Source organism: Candidatus Cloacimonadaceae bacterium (genome assembly GCA_030693415.1).
GTDB lineage: Bacteria > Cloacimonadota > Cloacimonadia > Cloacimonadales > Cloacimonadaceae > JAUYAR01.
In genome coordinates this window covers 1-15,484 of record JAUYAR010000112.1, presented here as the reverse complement: position 1 = coordinate 15,484, position 15,484 = coordinate 1, and the positions used below count along the sequence as shown (strand labels likewise).

The 15,484-nt window shown below is 49.9% G+C and carries 13 protein-coding genes; all 13 read right to left on the bottom strand.

The features are described 5' to 3' along the window. Positions 1-353: 353 nt before the first annotated feature. The 13 genes from Q8M98_06895 to Q8M98_06835 all read right to left on the bottom strand — a co-directional run bounded on the left by Q8M98_06895 (position 354) and on the right by Q8M98_06835 (position 15,213). Complete coding sequence (locus tag Q8M98_06895) at positions 354-800, bottom strand: NfeD family protein (GenBank protein MDP3114487.1); 447 nt, start codon at positions 798-800, stop codon at positions 354-356. Between the two features lie 18 nt (positions 801-818). After that, entirely contained in the window at positions 819-1,724 is a 906-nt protein-coding gene (locus Q8M98_06890; GenBank protein ID MDP3114486.1) for a hypothetical protein, read from the bottom strand. Positions 1,725-1,731: 7 nt separating this feature from the next. Beyond that, the gene (locus tag Q8M98_06885) at positions 1,732-3,429 is read right to left on the bottom strand and encodes a DNA repair protein RecN (protein MDP3114485.1); all 1,698 of its coding nucleotides are present in this window, start codon (positions 3,427-3,429) and stop codon (positions 1,732-1,734) included. After that, positions 3,429-4,286, bottom strand: coding sequence for an NAD(+)/NADH kinase (locus Q8M98_06880; GenBank protein ID MDP3114484.1), 858 nt, complete (start codon positions 4,284-4,286; stop codon positions 3,429-3,431). The genes Q8M98_06885 and Q8M98_06880 overlap by 1 nt, the downstream gene beginning before the upstream one ends. Before the next feature lie 9 nt (positions 4,287-4,295). Continuing rightward, entirely contained in the window at positions 4,296-5,360 is a 1,065-nt protein-coding gene (rsgA, locus tag Q8M98_06875) for a ribosome small subunit-dependent GTPase A (GenBank protein MDP3114483.1), read from the bottom strand. Then, the gene (locus Q8M98_06870) at positions 5,357-8,287 is read right to left on the bottom strand and encodes an insulinase family protein (GenBank protein ID MDP3114482.1); all 2,931 of its coding nucleotides are present in this window, start codon (positions 8,285-8,287) and stop codon (positions 5,357-5,359) included. Before Q8M98_06870 ends, rsgA begins: the two co-directional genes overlap by 4 nt. A gap of 20 nt (positions 8,288-8,307) precedes the next feature. After that, positions 8,308-9,183, bottom strand: a complete 876-nt coding sequence (gene dapA / locus Q8M98_06865; GenBank protein ID MDP3114481.1) for a 4-hydroxy-tetrahydrodipicolinate synthase — start codon at positions 9,181-9,183, stop codon at positions 8,308-8,310. 270 nt (positions 9,184-9,453) lie between these two features. Then, complete coding sequence (gap, locus tag Q8M98_06860; GenBank protein MDP3114480.1) at positions 9,454-10,452, bottom strand: type I glyceraldehyde-3-phosphate dehydrogenase; 999 nt, start codon at positions 10,450-10,452, stop codon at positions 9,454-9,456. Positions 10,453-10,466: 14 nt separating this feature from the next. Beyond that, positions 10,467-11,021, bottom strand: a complete 555-nt coding sequence (locus Q8M98_06855; protein ID MDP3114479.1) for a BglII/BstYI family type II restriction endonuclease — start codon at positions 11,019-11,021, stop codon at positions 10,467-10,469. Further along, positions 11,018-11,953, bottom strand: a complete 936-nt coding sequence (locus Q8M98_06850; protein MDP3114478.1) for a site-specific DNA-methyltransferase — start codon at positions 11,951-11,953, stop codon at positions 11,018-11,020. Before Q8M98_06850 ends, Q8M98_06855 begins: the two co-directional genes overlap by 4 nt. A gap of 3 nt (positions 11,954-11,956) precedes the next feature. After that, positions 11,957-12,931, bottom strand: coding sequence for a class II fructose-bisphosphate aldolase (locus tag Q8M98_06845; GenBank protein MDP3114477.1), 975 nt, complete (start codon positions 12,929-12,931; stop codon positions 11,957-11,959). Between the two features lie 126 nt (positions 12,932-13,057). Continuing rightward, complete coding sequence (locus Q8M98_06840; GenBank protein ID MDP3114476.1) at positions 13,058-14,413, bottom strand: DNA recombination protein RmuC; 1,356 nt, start codon at positions 14,411-14,413, stop codon at positions 13,058-13,060. 68 nt (positions 14,414-14,481) lie between these two features. Beyond that, entirely contained in the window at positions 14,482-15,213 is a 732-nt protein-coding gene (locus Q8M98_06835) for an XRE family transcriptional regulator (GenBank protein MDP3114475.1), read from the bottom strand. Positions 15,214-15,484 lie beyond the last annotated feature (271 nt).

The window sequence follows — 15,484 nt, the reverse complement described above, 5'->3', positions numbered from 1 at the left end:
CGAATAATATATGCTTGATTCCTCCTTCATTTTCCTATTGTTTTCCGCTTAGTGTCCCTTCGGTTTCTATCGTTCATTAGTTCATCCGCTCGCACTTCAAAAATCCGCCTCCCCCTTAGCATTACGGAATCAATACGGACTCATTACGGACTAAGTCCGTATTGACTCCGTAATGCTAAGGGGGAAGGACAAGTTGCTATCATCGGTAAGCACATATTCTGCAGGCATATAAGAGCAATGGACTAAGCTTCAGTATTACTCACCCCAAGGGGGGAAAAAAGCCCGCGGCTTCACGGAAAAGCCTTCGGGCATAGTGAAATCGTTAATCGGCGGGGGATATGAGAGGTTTAGCTCTATTCTTTGCGGACGATAAGCTTGTTTCCTTCGATGTTTTGGATGATCACTTTGGTGCCGGGTTCGAGATGGGTATTATCGGCATCAACCGCCACCCATTCTTCGCCGCCAACCTTGGCGTGTCCTTTGCCATCGATTGGGATGTCCGTGGTGACAAAAGCCGTTTTGCCCTTGAGGGCAAAGACGTTGGTCTCGCCCCCGGGGTGGGAGAGCACCTTCCTTCCGAGCTTGCGCATAAAGAGAAAAGCGATGAAACTGACGACGGCAAAGATAAATATCTGCAGCGGAACGCTATTTGCCACGAAGGGCATGAGGCAGATCAGGGCTGTGGCAATCCCTCCGATGCCCAATGAGATAAAGAAAAAAGCGGGGTCAAAGATCTCAATGATGACAAAGGCGATGCCGATGATCATCCAGATGTGCCAGGCGGCAAGGTTGATCGCCATGATTCCTCCTTGTAGGGATCAGCTTTTGTCCGATTCTTCCGTCTCGGATTCGGATTTCTTGTCTTTATAGATGCGCTTGATCTTGCGTTTGCTGGGGCGGTCATAGCCATATTTTGAAGAATATTTTTGTCCATAACCGGTATATCCGCCATAGGAGTAAGAACCGCCGACGCCGCTCATGCCGAGACCCTTAATTCCCATCATGCCCAGTAGATACATCAAAAGGCGTGTGCCGAAATAGACCAGGATCAAGCCGACGAAATAGATGCCAAGCCACGTCAAAAATGTGATAATCATAAACTTTATGACATCGATGGTTCCGGAGCCCTTGACAGCGGGTTTGATGGTCACAAACAGCAGATAAGTTTCCATATTTTTCAGGTTTTCCAGCCTGATCTTGGTCTTATCCCTCATGCGGCGAAGGGATTCCTTACGGCGTATTTCGGGATCGGTGGGGACGCGGATCTTGTCCAGTTCCTCCAGATCCTTCTCATGGGAAGCCAGATTGGCTGTCTCAGCCTCAAGATTGATATTGATCAATGAAGTATCAATGCTTTCGCTGGTGCTGAGGAGATTGCCGATACCGCGCAGTTGCTTGCTAACTTCTTCAAAAGCGGTATTCTTGACGCTGAAGGTATAGACTCCGAAAGCGCCATGTTTTTCTTTGCGGAGGGTGGTGATCGCGGAGTTTTTTACCAATTGATCCAATTCATCCATTGTCTTTTTGGTGTTATGGCTGCTCATGGAAAATGCAGCTTTGTTCAACCATTTGAGGCTGTGGAATTCGGCATTGAAGGGCTGGAAATTATAACCGACAGACCCTTTTTCCCGGGTTCTTTGAACCTGAAAGATGGTGGTTGCGATGGCGAGAAAGACGATGAAAATCGCCACCCCCTGGGCTCTGGCTTTTGTTTTTTTGTTCACTCTTTCCTCACAGTTTATATTTTAAAATCAATTCTTCAGCATGCTTGACGGCAGTCTCGGATACTGATCCGGAAAGCATTCTGGCGATCTCCGCCGTCCGGCTTTGCTCGTCCAAGACCATCATGTCGATCCGCGTTTTTCCGCCGCCGCTATGTTTCTTGAGCGCTACCTGCTGATGCGCGATGGCGGCTATCTGTGCCAGGTGGGTGATGCACATGATCCGATGGCTGGTCGCCAGGCGAAAGATAAATTCCGCCACGGCTTCTGCAGTTTTACCACCGATGCCGGCATCGATCTCATCCAGGATGATCAGCTTTTCAGGGATCCGCTCCGCCAACACTTTCTTGATCGCCAGCAGAATGCGCGATAGCTCACCGCCGGAAGCAACCGCTGCCAGAGATTTAAGCTGTGCGCCTTGATTGGCGCTGAAATTATATACACAGCCATCGATTCCGCTATCCGTGGTTGCGGCAAGATATTCGTGCATTAGTAATTTGGAATCCGTTTTTTTGTCAATCCTAATCTCAAAAACTGCGTCGGGGATGGAGAGCCGGGCGATGTTTTCCTGCAATACACGGCTCAAAGCTATTGCCGCGGAGCGTCTTAGCTCGCTCAAGTTTTCTCCAGCTTCGCGCAATGTGAGAAAGTCCTTTTCCAGTAGGACTTCGAGGGCAGCGATGTTTTCGTTCAGATCGGCAAAGGTATCGATCTGCCGCATGCGTTCTTCGAAGAGAGAGATCAGTTCCTTGATGCTGTGTGCCTTGTGTTTATAGACGAGATTGTTGATCGTGTCCAGGCGGTTTTGGATGTGTAGCAGGCGCTGCGGGTCCTGGACGATGTTTTCGGAAAGCTTGGCTAACGCGGAAGAGCTGTCCGAGAGGATTTCAAGGCAGTCGGAGAGGCTTTGCTTTACTTGTGCGATGTTTTCGTTCAGAGCGGCAAATCTGGATAACTCTGAGGCGGCACGGTTGATCATGTCGAAAGCGCTGTCCTCGCGTTCAAAAAGGTTTTGGGCGATGGAGGACGCCGCTTCGTCGATCTCCTTGGCGTGTGAGAGCAGCTCAAATTCCTGCTGCAATTCGCGATCTTCGTCCACGCGCAGTCCGGCTTTCTCAAGTTCTTCATATTGATAGTGATAGAGCTCGATGAACTGACGGTTTAGCTCCTCGGCGCGGCGTAGGTTTTCCAGCTCTTTGAGGTGGGATTTAAGTCCTTTGTAAAGACGGGCAAATTCCGCTTTCTCTACATCCACTGCGGCATAGATGTCCAATAGTTCAAGCTGGTATTGGGGTGAGAGCAGACGCTGCTGCTCGCGTTGGTGGTGAAAATCTATCATCAGCGGCTTCAGCTCTTTCATGATCGTCGCGGAGACCTTTCTGCCATTCAGAAAATAGGAAGATTTGCCGCTGATGCCGGTTTCGCGGGCGAGAGTGAGTTCGTCATCGATTTCATAGCCGAATTCGGCGAGTTTTTCCTTTACTTCGGGGTTGGCGGAGATGTCGAAACAGGCTTCCAGATAGATGGGTTTTGCAGGATCGAAAGCTTCCAGCGAGGGTGAGTTTTCCGCGAAGATCAGCGAGATAGAACCCACGAGGATGGATTTTCCGGCACCGGTTTCACCGCTCAGGACGGTCATTCCTTTGCCGAAGGAAAGGCGTTGTTCCGGCACGAATAGGTAGTTTTGGATAAATATCTCGGTCAGCATCACTTTCCCAGATGGAGTTTCTTGCGCAGGATCTGATAGAAGGTGCGGTTTGAAAGTTTGATGAATGATACGCTCTGTTTGGCGGCGCTGATCATCACTTCGTCGTTTTCCTCGATGGGGATGGTGTTTACTCCGTCAATCTGCAGCCAGGCGGGTTGGCATAGTCCGTGCACGCGCAACATAATCTGGTCCCTGGCGGGAAAGACCATCGGACGCATGCTGAGCAGATGAGGATTCAGGGGGCAAAGCACGATCGCCTGCATTTCCGGAGAAAGAATCGGTCCACCCGCGGAAAGAGAATATGCCGTGGAGCCGGTTGGCGTGCTGGCGATCACTCCATCGCAGCGTGTGTCAAAGACGAATCTGCCGTGGTTGAAGATCCGCACATGGATCAGGCGTGGAGTTTCAGCTTTATAGACCACCACGTCGTTCAGCGCGAGCCCGGTATAGATAATCGCGCCACCCCGCCTCAAATGGCAGTTGAGCAGCATTCGGGATAGGAGGCGGTATTTTTTGCCGATAAGATTCTCGATAGAGGCTTTGATCTCCGTAAGCGACGTTTCGGAGAGGAAACCCAGATAGCCGAGGTTGATGCCCAGGATCGGAGCCTTGGTTTTCAGTGCCAAGTCCTTGGCACGCAGGATGCTGCCATCTCCGCCGAAAACGAGGATGCAGTCGATGCGGGGGAGGTTTTTATCGTCAGGATCGCAGATTTTGATCGGTTCCGGGATGATGTCGCGTTGCTGTGGCGTGGCATAAAACGTGATGTGATATTCTTCGCGCAGTTTGTTCAACAGGTCGAAGATGCTGCTCAGGTCAGGGTAGGCAGGGTTGATGAAGATGGCAAAGTTTTTCATAACAGACCTTTATAGCGAACTCAGGATGCGCAGGTAGGTGTCATAACGCTCGATGGGAATAATGTCCGCTTCGAGAGCTTGCAGCACAGCGCAGTCTTCTTCGCAAGTGTGGCTGCAATCGCGAAACCGGCAGTTTAGGGCTATGGTGTCGAAACCGGGGAAGACCTTGGGGATCAATGCCTTGTCTTCACTGTGGAGGTTCACCGTCTTGATGCCGGGGGTGTCCAAAAGGTGTCCTCCGAAGCTCCAGGGGATCAAGATTGCCTGAGTGGTGGTGTGCCTGCCCTTTTCGTTATAGTCGCTCACTTCGGCGGTGAGGAGATTCAAACCAGGCTGCAACCAGTTGATCAATGAGCTTTTACCCGTGCCGGATTGACCGGAGAACACGGAATCGCGGTCTTTGACCAGGCTCCGGAGCTCTTCCATACCCTCGCCGCTGATGATCGAAGTGCAGAGGATGGGAATGCCGATCTGCCGGTAGTAGGAGATGGTTTCTTCCAGTTCCTCGTGATCCTCGCAGAGGTCGATCTTGTTGATGACGATGACGGGTGAGATGTTTTGCAGCGCGGCGATGCAGAGATAGCGGTCGATCAATCCCGGTTTGATCATCGGCATTCTCCAGGAAACGGTGATGATCACCTGATCGATGTTCGCGGCGAGGATGATCTCCTTTTGGAATGAGCCTCCGGTGAATCGGGAAAGTGTGTTTTTGCGAGGCAGGATGTTTTCGATGCGATGGTTGGGCGCGTGGGAGATATCGAGCTGAACATAATCCCCCACCGCTGAGAGCGCTTGACTGCCATAGATGAACTGCTTCATGCGCCCGCAAAGCGAAGCGTTGTAATAGGTTCCCCCAGCCTCCACGACATAAAGGTAGTTGCTCATGATCTCGGTGATGCGTCCATGCAGGAGTTCCATGCCGCTTTTGAAACTCTTTTGCTGTTTGTGGGCGGCGCGTAGGGTCTTATATTCGCTTTTCTCCCGCTCGTCATCGAGGATGTCGAGATCCGGCAGGCTGATAGCTCTCAGCCTACCGGTGTATCGGGTTCTTTTCTTTTTATCTTTTTGCTTCATTTATCCTGTTTAAAGACTGGTGTGAGCACGTCGAAGAGTTCCGCAGCTTCCTTCACTATTGCTTCGTTGCCAAATACACAACAGTGATGCTTGGTCATGATTGCTTCGATCATATCTGCATAAGCGCGGATGTCTTCTATCTTGGTGGAAAGCACTTCGTCGCGTATCTGTTGCCGGTCTTCATGAGTGAATCCGGTGAGATAATCATCATCCGCCGCGGCTCCGATTGATTCCGGGGTCTTGGGATAATCCAGATTCGAGATGTCGCCGATGATATATTTATCCATATCCCTCTGGCTGCATTGAAATCCACGCAGATACTGGGGCACAGTGTCAAAGACGTCCAAGCTCTCGCGCAGGTTTGGATCGCGGTATGAGGCAAAGTATTGATGTCCCGAAGTGGTGAAATTGGACATCGCACCGTAGGCGCCTCCGTTGACGCGGATCTGTTTATAAAGATACTCGTTGCTCAGGATATTGTTGAGCACGCGCATCTTGCCGGAATAGGAATAGCCTTTGCGGAAGAAGTCTCCACCCTTGACACAGAACTGAATCTTGACCGGAGCGTAGATGCCTTCGTTGAAATCCCTGGTGATGAAGTGGTTTTCCGCTTTTTCATAGGCTTCCGCAGAAATACTTTCAACCATCGGAGCCAGGTGTTCGGAGGCTTCCTCGAGATCTTCGGGAGTGGCGGTGAGACTGATGATGAGGTTATTCTGCGTGAAGAAGGTCTCGCGAACCCATTCAAGCTCTTCCACTATGGCATCCATGTCGATCAGAATGCGTTTTTCGAGGTCGCAGAGAAAGTGATAATATGCCAAACCACCGACCATGTCGCTATAGCGATGAATCTGCGAGAAGGGACTGAACATACGGTTGATCGCCACTGAAATACCGGCGGACATCATCCGTGCTTCCATGCGGGTCTTGAGTTCGCGGATCAGGGTCGCCAGGCGGGCTTTGTCTTCAAAGACGGGCTTGAGCGCGTATTCGGCAGCGAGCTCGGTGAGTTTGTCCACTTTGGAGACCACCGCTTTGCCGGAAACGAGCATTTTTGGCAAGATCTGAGCCGGATCCTGATAGCCATTAAGTAAGCTCAGACGCATGCCGATGCCGCCGGTATGGATGTAGATTTCATTTGAGCGGGTGGCATAATCCATACCCTTGCTGTCCACGAAATTGACCAGATATGAATACATCGCCAGCCAGGGGAGATCTTCCTCCTCGGCGTGAGATAGATCGAAATAGACTTTCATATAGACGATGCCGTTGGCGCTGACGGGATGTTTGAGCAGCGTGAATTCCTTCCAGGTTTCCAGCTCGGTGGGAAGGGCTTGCGCCTGCGGATTGATGTCTTTAAGCGCGAGAACGGGGATCTTTTCGATGTCGGTGGGGCTGTCTTCCGCATTTTGCCACTGATGCAGCTGTTGGTTGAATTCCACCAGATCGCGGATCTGTTCTTTGCTCATCTTTTCTTGTATGGCATCAAGCTTGGCACGCGTCTCGGCTTCCTGTTTGGCAACGAGTCCCGGCACGGGGACGAAGGTTATTACTGAGGAATGCTTGTTTTTAAGCAGGGCTTTTTCGATGAGCTTTTCATAATAGGGCTCGGTGAGTCCTTTGCGCAGCTTGGCGAATAGCGGTTCGAAACCAATGGCGTCCAAAGGATCGCCGCCGTGCATCCAAAGCGCGTAGGAGGTCCAGGCATAATACAAACCCTTGGGAAAGTTTTGCATCTGTGCTTCGCGGAGAAAGAATTCCTGCATGTTCAAGACCGCTTCGATGAGTTTCTTGTCGATCCCGTCTTTGACGAGACGTTTGAGCTCGTTGTTGATCAGGGTCGTGAGCGTTTCGACGTCTTCCTTTTTGACCTGTTTGCAGACGATATAAAGCGACGGTTGGCGCAGATCGGTTTCGGCTGTGGCAGTGGAATCCTTTGCCAATCCGGATTGCATGATGGCGCGTTTCAAAGGCGAAGCCGCACTTTGCATCAAAATCCCGGCAAGAATGCCCAAAGCGGCGCTTTCCTCCACGTTCGTGATCTCGCCAAAGGTATAAAGCAGCGTGAGATAGCACCGTCCCGCGGGGTCTTCGTGCTCGTCGATGGGATATTCCAATTCCAGTTTTTTTGCTTTCTTAAAAGGCGCCTGCAGGGGCACTTCGATCACCGTCTCGTCGCGGTCAAATTTGCTCAAATAATCATCATTGATCAGTTTCAGAGAGCTTTCTATATCCATATCCCCATAGAGGAAGATGCGGGAATTGGAAGGATGGTAGTATTTGCGGTGAAAATCGAGGAACTTCTCATAGGTCAATTCCGGTATGGATTCAGGATCCCCGCCGCTTTCAAAGCCATAGGCGTTGTCCGGAAACTGCTCTTGCTGGCATCTGCGCATGACGATGCTGTCCGGGCTTGAGAACGCGCCTTTCATCTCATTATAGACGATGCCGCGGATCTTGAGCGCGTCCGTTTCACCGGTCATTTCATAGTGCCAGCCTTCCTGGTGCAGGATTTCCGGGTGTTTATAAATGAGCGGAAAGAGCACCGCATCCAGATAGACGTTCATCAGGTTCATAAAGTCTTTATCGTTGGTGCTGGCAACCGGATAGAGAGTCATGTCGGATGCCGTCATGGCATTGATGAAGGTGTGCAAACTGCCCTTGATCAGTTCCATGAAAGTGGATTTTGCGGGGAACTTCTGCGATCCGTTCAAAACTGAGTGTTCGAGTATGTGCGGACAGCCGGTATCGTCCTCAGGAATGGTCTTGAAAGCGATGCAAAACACTTTATTTGTATCTTCGCATGCCAGATGGATCAGCTCCGCGCCACTCTTTTCGTGAATATAGACGTGGGCGGTGCTTTTGATCTCGTCAATTTTCCGAGTTCGCTGCAGGACGAAGCCGTGGGTAGCAGCTCGTTTTTTCATGATTCTATCTCCTGTAATTCTTAGATTAACTTGTATTCCTTCAGGGTGTTGCGGAGTATCTCACGGTTGGACTCCATGAGCGGGCAGATGGGCAGGCGAAATTCGAGACAGATATAGCCCATTATATGCAAAGCTTCCTTCGCGGGGATGGGATTGGTCTCGATGAACATCACGTTATTCATTTTGAGCAGTTTTTGGTGCTGGAGCGCGGCAGTGGCAAAATCGCCATCGAGGCAGCTTTGGATGTGTTCGCTCATCAGTTTTGGAACGACGTTTGCGGTCACCGAGATGCATCCTTTGGCGCCGATTGCCATCAACGGAAGATTCAAAGCGTCCTCTCCGCTCATCAGTGAAAAGCCTTTTGGCGCGTCCCGAATGATCTCCGTGGCTTGCACGAGATTTCCGCTGGCTTCCTTGATGCCGATGATATTGGGGCATTCATGTGCCAGCTTGATTGTTGTAGCTGCGGATATCGATACTCCGGTGCGTCCCGGCACATTGTAGATCACGATCGGGATATCCGTCTTTTGAGCGATGGTCTTGAAATATTCATACATCCCGTTTTGAGTGGGCTTGATGTAATAGGGCGTGATCACCAAGGCAAAATCCGCCGCCAATTCCTTCGCTTTTTTGGTCTGCGTAAGGGTTTGATGCAGGTTGTTTGTTCCGGTGCCGATCATCACCGGCACCCGGTGATTGATCTTTTGCAGGGCAAAACGCAAGAGCGCGTCCTTTTCGTCGGAAGCCAAACCTGCGGTTTCGGCAGTCGTGCCCAAAAGCAAAATGCCGTGAGTGCCGTTATCCAAGTGAAATTGAATCAATCCTTCCAACGCGGAATAGTCCACTTCGTCGTTTTTGAAGGGCGTGACCAAGGCTACGAATGATCCTTGCAACATAATAAACTCCTTATCTATCAAGCATGTGCGAATATCTGGCGAAGGCGCCGGGCGCAAAGCCCCAAACGCCTATCTATTTTATACACATTCCGTTCCAAATGCCTGACGATGCTTTTTTCGTCAATATAATAGTTTCAGAGGCGAGATGTGTTTACCTTGAGACGATCAGCTTGAAGCGCAGGATGCCATTCCTGCGTAAACGAAAGGGTCTCACGGCTTCGCAGCATCGGCATGCTGCGCTACATTGGGAAACCGATCACTGATCCATGTTCACAGCTTACTCATATAAACTAACAGATCCACCACGCGGCAGGAATAACCCCACTCGTTGTCATACCAACTGAAGATCTTGACCATGTTGTCTTTGACATAGGTGAATTGGGAATCATAAACTGAGGAATATGGATTGCCGACGATATCGATGGAGACGAGGGGGTCGTCCGAATACATCAGATAGCCTTTAAGATATGTTTCGGAGGCTTCTTTCATGGCGGCATTGATTTCGTCCTTGCCGGCTGCTTTTTCCAAAGTGACGCACAGATCGACCAAAGAACCGTCCGGGGTTGGAACTCGGATTGCGCATCCATCGAGCTTGCCTTTCAATTCCGGGATCACCAATCCGATTGCTTTGGCGGCACCCGTGCTGGTGGGAATCATGCTCATGGCGGCAGCTCTGGCACGGCGCAGATCGCTGTGCGGTTGATCGAGGATGCGCTGGTCGTTCGTATAAGAATGGATGGTGGTCATGAGCCCGCGGGCGATGCCATATTTATCATGCAGCACCTTTGCCACGGGGGCGAGGCAATTGGTTGTGCATGAAGCGTTTGAGACAATTTTGTCTGTCGCTTTCAGGCTTTTGTGATTGACGCCCATCACGATGGTGGCGTCCACTTCATCCTTTGCGGGAGCGGTGAGAATCACTTTCCCGGCACCTGCTTTGAGATGTTTGGAAGCCTTTTCCTTGGAAGTGAAAAAGCCGGTGGATTCGATCACGTATTCCACTCCGAGTTCCTTCCACGGCAATGCCTCAGGATCTTTTTCGGAATAGATGCGGATATTTTTGCCGTTCACGATGATCGAATCTTCGCTGTGGCTGACTTCGCCATCAAACACCCGGTGGACACTGTCATATTTGAAGAGGTATGCCAGGGTCTTGGCGTCCGTGAGGTCGTTGATGGCGACCACGTTCACTTCGGGATGGTATTTCAGAATAGCACGGAACACGAGGCGCCCGATGCGTCCAAATCCGTTGATTGCTACGTTTTTCATGTCTATCTCCTTAATTAATCAATTGTGTTTTCATCTATTAAAAGAACTGCCACAGGTACGGCAGGAAAGTGTCGTTTAAGTCTTTCGATATCATTTATTAGTTGTTCCCCATAAGAGACACCGCTGGACATTGATTTGTAAAGCGAATGGCAAGGCACGATTTCGATTCCTACGTCTGCTTTGTTTTCATTGTAGAAGTACTGGAATTTTGCCATATCGTAGAACATAAATGCGTATTTCCCAAATTGCACTTCGACCAGGACTTTGTCCTTGGAGAAATCAATCTGTTTATAACATCCGCGGATTACTTCTTTCCGCCCTTCCAACTGGATGTTGTACTTATCTATTAATTGGTGAAAGCCCAAAGTTTCGAATCCTGTTTTAAACTGGATATTCATATCTTTGGGATCGACCAATGCACGTCCTAACATGGTTTTCTCTTTACTAATCTTCAGTCTGCGAGCTTCTACGCTTGTAATCACCTGTCGAACTTGATCCCACATTTGAGGATGCCGAACTTGCATAATCTCAACACCACCGAGATGGGAGTATTCATAAACAATCTTCATTTTTTATATCCTGCATTCTCTAATTCTATCTCAAGTTGTTTTTCGTGGATTCCCCCGGTACTAACCCTCAAAGGCGGGATCGATATTGGGCGGCATGGATCATAAACAGGCTTATTCATCGGTCTAATCTTCAGCTTTCCAGCCTGTGCAAGGGCAATCCTTTCCAAGGCGACAAGGTAATACTCATTGGATAACTCTGCTCCGCAAGACCTGCGCTGATGAATGATCGAAGCTATCTGTGTGCTTCCAACCCCAGAGAAAGGATCAAATGTCCAATCATCATCGTTGGTCAATGCTAAAACCATCCGTTCAACCAATTCTATGGGAAACTGGGCTGGGTGGATAGTTTTTTCGACATGATTTGATTTCACATTGGGAATGTCCCAAATGTCAGTTGGGTTTTTCCCCAAGGGGTTACATGAGAGTTCACCTTTCTTTGCGCCCTTGAAGTGCTTTTTGCCGGTATATTTCTGAGGCACTCTGACGGCATCCAGGTTAAACACATATTTATCGGACTTAGTGAACCACAAAATTACTTCATAGCGTCCCGAGAAACGTTTGCTCGCGTGTAATCCATGCCCAAAATGCCAGACAATTCTGTTTCTGAGCTTCATGCCAAGTTTTTCAAAAATTGGGAACATAACTATATCTAAAGGTATTATCTCTCCATTATCGACGAAATTCCCCACTTGCCAGCAAATGCTGCCATCGTTTGTCAATACTCTCCAACACTCCTTTATAACCTCTTCCTGCCATAGAATATAATCTTTCAGAGGCTGGCGTTTCTCATAAGCTTTGCCGATATTATATGGCGGGGATGTCATTACAAGCCGTATCGTGTTATCCGGTATGCCGGCGAGCAATTCAAGACAGTCTCCATTGTAAAGACAGACGTCTGCGCCGGTATTCCAATGATCGTTGATTATCAGCATAAACTATGTCAAAATGCTCTTGTCCGCGCTTCCGGTGACACGGCAAAACCCCATAACGGTGTCCTGCATCATTTCTTCACCCTTGACCAACCATTTGCGGGGATCGAACTTGCTCTTGTTCGGCACATACCTTGCGGGATCGACGTCCGGCGGGCAGACGATGGCATATTTTTCCTTTTCCCAAAAAGCCTGAATAGCGGTTGCCATGTCCATTTGATAGTGGGTGTCTTTGTTGATCTTAACGACTCCGTTTTTGATGGCGACGCGCTGCTGTTCGTCCGTGAGTCCGGAAGCTCCATGGAGAACGAGTCCACGCTCCACGTTATGGGCGATCAGAAGTTCGTCGATGGATTTGATCAGATCGAGGCGCAGCACGATGTTTTCGCCCCTTGAGACACCATGATTGGTGCCCACCGATGCGGCAAAGAGATCGACGTTTGTCTTTAGAACAAATTCCAGTGCCTCTTCCGGCTTGGTATAAAGCTCGGTGTCCGAAACGATCTCGTCTTCCGTGCCTTTGATGTGTCCGATCTCGCCTTCCACGATGATGCCGTGTTTGTGAGCGACATCGACCACTTCTTTGGTGATGCGGATATTTTCCGGCAAATCCTCTTGGGAGGCATCGATCATCACGGAAGTGACGAGCTTGTTTTCGATGCAATAGACGATGAAATCAAAGTAATTTGGTGTAGCGTGATCGATGTGCAGACCGATGCCGCTGTTTTTGAACTGGCTGGAAAAGGTTTTGATCATCGTGGAGATGAGCTGTGCGCCGATCTTGATATCCTGAGATTCGCCGGCGGCATATTTGCAGGCACCACCGCTCATTTGCATCAAACCGTCGGATTTGACCGCGGCATAGCCTTGCACGATGGCACGGATCTGGGTGTCGAACACCACATTGGAAGCAATGATGCCAAAGCGCTCGCGCTTGGCTTTGAGGAATACCTCACCCATTTGTTTTCCGGTTAGAAACATCTTTTGATTCTCCTCTAAAGTTTACTGTTGTTCACCTATGATCCAGTATCCATACGGATCCGTCATAATCATAATGTGTCGTCAATGTGCAAAAGCCTGCTCTTAACGTCAAGGTAAATTATCCGATTATTCATCAACATCCTCGTCAGCTTCAAGAGCAAGCTCTTCCAGATCAAGGATCTGCGTGGCTTCGATGACGGGGATTTCCTGCACCCGGTTCAGTTTTCGTTCGATCTGTTTGGAACGGTGATGGGCTGTTTCAAGCACGTTTCCCGCTTCCTGGATCTTTTTCTGCGTTTTTTCCAGCACGACGCCAAATTTGGCAAATTCGCTCTTGATCGCGCTGAGCAGTTTCCAGACCTCGCTGCTGCGTTTTTCGATGGCTAGTGTGCGAAATCCGATCTGCAGGGAATTGAGGATGGCAGCGATAGTAGTGGGTCCCACGATGATCACATGAAACTCGCGTTGAACGGTTTCAAACAAGCCGGAATTGCGCAAAACCTCGGCATAGAGACCTTCCACGGGTAGAAAGAGCAGCGCAAAATCCGTCGTCAACGGCGGATTGAGGTATTTGTCCCGGATGTCTCTGGCACAGCCTTTGATGCGGGTCACCATGCTTTTGCGTGCGGCTTCGATGCCTGCCAGATCGCTATTGTCATAGGCATCGATGAGGCGGTGATAATCCTCGATGGGAAATTTGGCGTCAATGGGCAGATAGACCGATTTCAGGTCTTCATCCCTGCCGGGCAGACGTATGGCAAATTCCACATGCTCGTCCCTGCGTGGATTGGGTTTGAAATTGCGTTCATATTGTTCCGGGACAAGGAGTTGCTCCAGCAGGTTGTCGAGCTGCATTTCACCCATCACGCCTCTCGTTTTGACGTTGGTGAGCACTTTTTTGAGATCACCCACGCCCCTGGCGAGAGACTGCATTTCGCCCAGTCCCTGGTGCACGAGTTCGAGACGTTCGCTCACCTGGTTGAATGATTCACCGAGGCGTTTTTCCAGGGTATCGTGCAGTTTTTCATCCACGGTTTTGCGCATCTCTTCCAGCTTGGTCTCATTATTGGCGCGGATCTGTTCCATGCGGTTTTCAAGCGAGTCCTTGAGAGCGTCAGATTGCGTCTGTTGAGTGGATGTAAGTTCCTGCATCTTGCGTGAGAGCGATTCGCTGAGGTCGGAAAGGGATTTACTCTGTTCCTCGCGATTGGTCTTGTTTTCAGTTTTCAGGTTATTGGAAAGCAGCGAGATCGATGCGCTCATCTCCATCCGGATTTGGGAACCGATCTCCAAAAGGTCGCTGCGCAGGCGCTGAACGTCGTCCCTAAGGTATCTTTCAAACGAATCCACACGCGCGGACAGCTCTTTCAAGGGTTCCAGAAACGCGTCTCCGCCTTCTTTTTTACGGAAAGAACGGATGACGATCGCCAGAACCGCCAAGCCCAGAACCAGATTTAGGGCGATCAATACTTCCAGAATCATTACAAATACTCCTTTGCCTCATCCGGAAAACACCGCATGAGAGCTGATGTGCCTGTTAAGCGCGATACTTACTGTAATTTGCGCAGGAGATAGTGCAGCGAACCGATCAGCGATACGTCCTCGTGTTCGTTCGGATCGATTAAAATCGGCTTGTATTCCTCGTTGATGGACATCAGCATGATGAGCTTGCGTTTGTCGTCCAACGCCAGTTTTTTCAGGGTGATGGATCCGTCGATGCGCACTGCGCAGATCAATCCGTTCAGACGTCCCCAGTCCTGACTTTTGCGGATGATGACGACGTCGTTGTGCATCACGAAGGGATCCATGCTGTGTCCATTGACCCTCAGCGAGATATAGTCGTCGATCACGCCGTTGATCATGCTCCGACGGACGCTGACCACATCCAGAATGTTGTCACCGGTTTCGACCGGAAGACCGGCAGCGATTTCTCCCATCACCGGGATATCAAAAACCTGTGAATCCTGGGCATTTTCCTTGGCTTTGACGATATTCATCAGCTCGTCGGTGAGGAAGTTCTTGATCTTGCTGAAACTTTGCGCCGTGTCCTCGAGCTTTTTGTCCATTACGTTGGCATACATTTCGCCGTTGCCGGTCAGCAGCCAATGCAGGTTGATGCCATACTTCGTTGTAAGCAAATATAAAGTGTCCAGGGATGGCTTGATGTGTCCGTTTTCCATCTGCGAAATCGCCGATGCCTTGACTCCCAGGCACTCCGCAAAGTCAAGCTGGATGAGCTTCAATCCTTTTCGGATAGATTTTAATCTTTCTCCGGTTGTCATATCAACTCCCTTGGGTTCGATCCCGATATTTCAGTATTGAGGAGCGATACCCATGGACAATCTACTTAGCAACGCTATACTTGTCAAGGATTATTTCACCAAAGCTAATGAAAAAGGTGGAAGGACGGAATATGATAGGGGTAGGGGAGTTATCCATTACTGGCTCCCCTCCCTCCGAACCGTACGTGCGGTTTTCCCGCATACGGCTCTCCAGAAAACAGGTATCTCATGTAAGAGACCAGCATAATTCACTGTGGGCTTCGGTTAATGA